This is a genomic window from Methanobrevibacter sp., assembly GCF_045541095.1.
In the GTDB taxonomy this organism is placed as follows: Archaea; Methanobacteriota; Methanobacteria; order Methanobacteriales; family Methanobacteriaceae; genus Methanocatella.
On the sequence record NZ_JAZQIJ010000214.1, the window covers coordinates 1 to 5661 of the forward strand.

Here is a 5661-nt window from a genome sequence, read left to right on the forward strand (position 1 = left end):
ATGGCTACGATCCGACTTTATGGAAGTGAGGCGGTTACAGATGAATTGTCAAAGAAATATTCTGTATCTCAAATGGAATTGAAAACGGCACTAGAAGAACATAAACAAGTGTTTATTTTTATCGAGAAGGATGTTCTTACAGAGTATGAAACCTATTTAGCAAATAAAAATAATAGTGATATAAAATACCGCTATGTTGATAATCCTAACATTTACAAATTTATAGAAGAGATAAAAGGTCTTCGTAATAATAATAACATCAAAGGATTTGAGACGGCAGATGACATAAAACTATACCTCAGAGAACAATTAGCGGGGCTGTTTAAACAATTTTTAATGGATAGTCGTAGGATGAAAGAGATTTCTGTCTTGCGAGATATTGAAGACACCGCTAAAAACTTACGTAGTTTGGTTGATTATTTGAAACAGGAAAATCTTGAGAGAGGTGAGGAAGTTAACAAGATAATTATGTTTAATCATCCTTTAATTGGTAAATTGAAGGAGATTTTGAGAATAGATTACAACTTTTACATAGAAGGGAAACGAGATTTGGAGAATTTTCTTCGCTCAAATCGTTTTAAATATGTGAAGATGGATAATAGTTGGAAAGCCGTTTTTACGGATGGCGTTCTATATTTATATATTTCTGATGAGATTTTTGAAGGCAATAAATTGAAGTATTTTAAGCAAGATGAATGGAAAGAAGAATTTGTAAAGAGTAATTTTGTTCGTAACACTCCAGTGGAAATAGATGACTTACCGTTTTAAGGTATTGCAGTTTGATGATGTCGCCCGAAAACATAAAACTACCCGTCACCCGATTGTCGCAGGTTTTCAAAAACACGACAGCCACATACAAGTTTTATTGGTTTGTGGCCCTGCTTGATATAGTGGTGAAAGAGCGGAAGACAAAAATGTCGTTTTGGGAGATCATTGCTGGAATGGTGGCGGAATCTTGGTATCCGATTCACTATTTCAAACTCTCATTCGGCAAATCGGATTCTTTGTTCGACAAATCGCTTGAAATCCAAAACACGTTTCAGATTTCAATTGAATCCGACAAAGAAAAGATTAAGAAGTATTTACTTGAAAATCTGAATGAAACAAAAAGGTTTCTTCGAATTTTCACTATCAATGTACCATACCGTTTTTTGTCGCCTTGGATAAAATACACTTACGATGACGATGTTGTGGCCAAATCGCAAAGGTTTGAAAACAATTGTCTTTATGCTATTTGTGGCGATGATATTGTAATCAATGACAATTGGGTTGACTATCTGACGGAACAATACAGCATTTTGCGTGATTTCACTTTCTGGAACTTGACCGAATTTCTGCAAAAGCGCAATCCCAATGTCCCCGATGTCCCGTCAAAACTCATCAAGCCGATTCAACGTGATTCGCTGACGAAACAACGTCAGTATTGGAACACCTATATTGAGACGGTTGGTAGTTTAAGTTGCATATATACTGGCAAACAGATATTTGCGAGACAATATGACCTCGACCATTTCGTGCCGTGGAGTTTCGTGTCGCACAATCTTTTGTGGAATCTGATCCCCGCCGATTCGAGCATCAATTCATCGAAAAGCAACAACCTTCCGCCATTGGAAAAGTATTTGCGACCATTCGCAAACGTTCAGCAAAAAGCCATAAAAACATTGTATAAAAAGAACCCGAACAATACCCTTTTGGAAGATTATCTGATTGTTTATGATTCTGTTTCCGACTTGGTAAAACTCTCTGAACCTGATTTCTACAATGTATTTAGACGAACCTTTTCGCCAATGGTGCAAATAGCGGAAAATATGGGATTCAAATATTGGCAGCAATGAACAAGATCAAAAACAATCCTCATTTGACCGCAAAAGAACGGACAACGATTTCGTTTCCTACGCGGTGGCTCAAACAAAACAACCTTCTGAAAGGCGTGATTTTGGATTTTGGTTGTGGATTTGGTTTTGATACGGACGAGCTTCAAAAGGAAGGTTTCAATATTGTGGGCTATGACAATTATTATCGTCCCGAATACCCGACAAAGTGTTTTGACACCATCATTTGCAATTATGTTCTGAATGTGCTTGAATCCAAAGAACAGGCAGAGGTATTGATGGAAGTGTCTGAATTGCTCAAACCAACAGGAACAGCTTATTTCACGGTTCGTCGTGACTTGAAAAGCGAGGGATTCCGAATTCATTATGTACACAAACAACCAACATATCAATGCAATGTTGTCCTGCCATATAAAAGTATATTTCTCAACGAGAATTGTGAGATATACGAATACAAGCATTTTAATAGAACCATCTACAAAGAGAAATACGAGTTATCTAGCAATTGCCCATTTTGCAAATTGAATTCCAAGGTCGAATTGGTTTGTGAAACTTCTACGGCTTTGGCTTTTTTTGATGGTTACCCTGTGAGTAAGGGGCATACGCTAATAATTCCCAAGCGTCATGTGGCCAACTATTTTGACTTGACAGATGAAGAGCAACAAGATTTGTGGCACATGGTGAACCATTGCAAAACCATTTTGGAGAAACGATTTCACCCTGACGGTTTCAATGTGGGAATCAATGTGAACCAAGCCGCTGGGCAGAGCGTTTTTCATGTTCATATCCACCTGATTCCTCGGTATAAAGGTGATGTTGAGAACCCTAAGGGCGGGGTTAGAGGGGTGATTCCAAGGAAACAATCATACTGAGAAATATTTACCTAATGAAGAGCGTGTCTTTGTTGTATATAAAAATGTACCCATAAAATGAAATCAAAGTTAAGGAGAGAAATGTGTAGTTTTAGATCCATACCCATGAAACTTCGTGATATTTCATTTTAATTCCATATCTTTGCAATCTCAAAAAGAAAGCGCGCTATACAAGAAATTAACAATACAACAATGGATATCGATACCTTATCAAATCTCATCTCTAAATTTGGGAAAGCTGATTTTGAAATAGCATGCAAAATTGTTTTGAATGAGATTTTTCAATTAACTGCCATTAATGTAGATGGGTCTTATGATGGCGGAACGGATTATGCGGTTTTTGACAACGAAGGTAAACGAAATATTGCTGCATATCAAATCACAACACAGAAAGCTGATGTTGATAAAAAAGCATATAGAGACGCAAAGAAAAGTATTGAAAAGCTACATGCAAAGAGGTTTTATTTTCTCTGCACTTATAATTATTCTGAAATAGAATGCCGTACTTTAGAGAATCAAATTGGAAATGAATTAGACATTACCACAAGTGTTTACCCGCCTAAAATAATAGCAGGTTTATTGATGAATAGTAACAAGGTGGGTGTGTTTTTAGACAGAATCGGGTATGATGACCTCCATCGGTTTGAGAAAACCAGAGTAGATTATAAAGAAATGGCGCTTCATTCATATTCATTTCTATCCGAAGATACTAGGAATTTGAAAAACCAAATTTACGATGACGCCTTGTTGCTAATCCTTTCAGAAAATGAAGATGGATTAAGTAAAAAAGAGATAATTGATAAAGTAGTAGAATTACTATGTTTGCCTCCCACAAAAGATGCATTATTGTCAAACAGATTAGATACATTAAAAGGAAAAGGCAGAATTAATAACCATCCTAAAGATGAAACTAAATTGATTGCGGCAGATGATGTATTGTCTGATATTAAATCAAGGAAAATTCTATATGATAAAGAATTATCTGATTTAGCTGCTGCTCAAATTGATATTATGAACGATTATGGTGTTGAATGGACCATTGAGGATTCACAAAAAGCGTCTGTGTGGTTGGCCAGTATATATATGCGTAATCAATTAGTCTTATTAGAATCTGCAAATGCTTCTCTTGCTGATGGTTTTTTGAAAAGAATAGATCAAAACGGGTATTCAAATCTGAAAAGTTATTTGATTGAAAAGAAAAAAATTGCAAAAGAGCAAGTGAATGAACTTATTGATATATTAGTTTCAAACGCATCTACTCATCCTTTGATGATAAAAATCACTAGTGCTTCCGTGTACATTGCATTAGAAGGAACAAACCCTTTGATATCTTGTAAAGCATTAGGAGTCAGTACATGGCATGATGAAAACATGATAGTTGAGCCAACAATAGGCATTCCTTTCCTATGCTCGTTGCTTTACAAAGGAAAAGTAAATACTTATTTTGACAATGCTATTCGTTCAATTGATACAGCGAAAAAACTAGGTATTGGGTTGTTTGTGCCATATTATTATATTAAGGAATGTGCTGGACATTTACATATGGCTAGAATGTTCGATGGTTTAACTCTCGACCCGAACGAAATGCGATATTCAAGTAATGCATTTGTATCAAACTATTACGCTCTAAAGCAACAAGGAGTATCCATGCCTGAAAGTTTTATAGACTATTTAGCCACGTTTAGCCCTTCTATTCGTACAAAAATGAAATATAAGGAATGGATAAGAGCGATAATGAATGATATCCAATCAAAATTTACTCGGAATGGAATCGTTTTTCAAGAAATACCCCACTATTCTTCCGATGAATTAAAAGAAGAACAAACCGAATATAGTTTTTATTTAAAAGAAAATGAAATAGACAAATCGGATAATTTAATGTTAAACGATGCCATTACTCTTCATTTTACTAGAGAAAGGGCTTTAAAGGATGATGAGCATTGGATGGTTCTTACATACGATCGTTCTTTGATTAACGTGGCTCACAATATTGGTTCAGACACCTGGGTTAGTACACCATTTAATTTTTTAAATCTCACTGAGATGACCAAACCAATAAGTGAGAAAGAGTTTTCCTCGCTCATTCATTCAATGGCTTCGTTTAGTTCTAAAACATTGACAATAGGGGCGCGGGTGCTTGATAGAATAATATTTTTTGCTTCTGATAAAATGCAGAATTGGGAATTCCAAGAATCAATCAAGCATTTTAAATCCGAAATGGTAAACTCAGTTTCAGAATACGATACCAATTTTCTTAATGAGGTAGATAAACGTACAAACGAGTTTCTGAAAAATCACGGTGTTTCTGTTGACCTGAATCAGTCGGATGTCGATTTATCATCTGAGCAATTATAATTTGAGTGAACACGCTATCTTCAGTGTTGCATTTCTGAAGTCAGCAGACTTCGGACACACTGGTTGAAACACTACCTTCAAGTGCCGAGATTATTCTGATAGATACAGACGGCTCGCGCATATACAATGCTAACACAGCCTTGAAGACCACTATGTATATGTCGTTACTGTTCGCGGTAGCCAAATTGACTACTGTCAAACATGAAAATGATTATCCTTTAATCTTCGACGCTCCCACGTCATCGTTTACGGCGGCCAAGGAAAGCGACTTTTTCGGTGTGATTGCTGGAATCAACAAACAGACCATAATCGTCACCAAGAGTTTCTTGATAGAAGATGCGGATGGAAATTCCACTTTGGACAAACTGCGTCTAAGTGAGATTGACGCAAAGAAATATCGCATCGAAAAAGCACGGCCTTTTGATGAAAAAGACCTGTCCACTATCCAAACCTATGTTGAATCCATCTAAAACTAAAGCCATGCCAATTAGTAGCAACAACAAATACCGTGAAGACATTTTCGATGTGTGGGGAAGAAAAACCCCGTCGTACGAAAAGCATTATGAAAGCGAAGTGATTAAGCCGCTTGCTGATTTTGGTGT

General features: G+C 36.3%; 5 protein-coding genes. All 5 read left to right on the forward strand.

Annotated features, from left to right (window positions below):
• A partial coding sequence (locus tag ACKI2P_RS09000) for a hypothetical protein (RefSeq protein WP_407376999.1) occupies positions 1-768 on the forward strand: 768 nt, incomplete at its 5' end.
• 14 nt (positions 769-782) lie between these two features.
• Positions 783-1835 carry an HNH endonuclease domain-containing protein gene (locus tag ACKI2P_RS09005; protein WP_407377000.1) on the forward strand — a complete coding sequence of 351 codons (1053 nt, stop codon included), beginning with the start codon at positions 783-785 and terminating at the stop codon, positions 1833-1835.
• Positions 1832-2704 (forward strand): bifunctional class I SAM-dependent methyltransferase/HIT family protein, encoded by an 873-nt coding sequence (locus ACKI2P_RS09010; RefSeq protein WP_407377006.1) that lies wholly within the window; start codon positions 1832-1834, stop codon positions 2702-2704. The genes ACKI2P_RS09005 and ACKI2P_RS09010 overlap by 4 nt, the downstream gene beginning before the upstream one ends.
• Positions 2705-2896: 192 nt before the next feature.
• Positions 2897-5059: a hypothetical protein gene (locus ACKI2P_RS09015; RefSeq protein WP_407377002.1), complete on the forward strand. Its 2163-nt coding sequence runs from the start codon at positions 2897-2899 to the stop codon at positions 5057-5059.
• A 158-nt stretch (positions 5060-5217) separates the two neighbouring features.
• The gene (locus ACKI2P_RS09020) at positions 5218-5529 is read left to right on the forward strand and encodes a hypothetical protein (RefSeq protein WP_407377004.1); all 312 of its coding nucleotides are present in this window, start codon (positions 5218-5220) and stop codon (positions 5527-5529) included.
• The last annotated feature ends 132 nt before the right edge of the window (positions 5530-5661 follow it).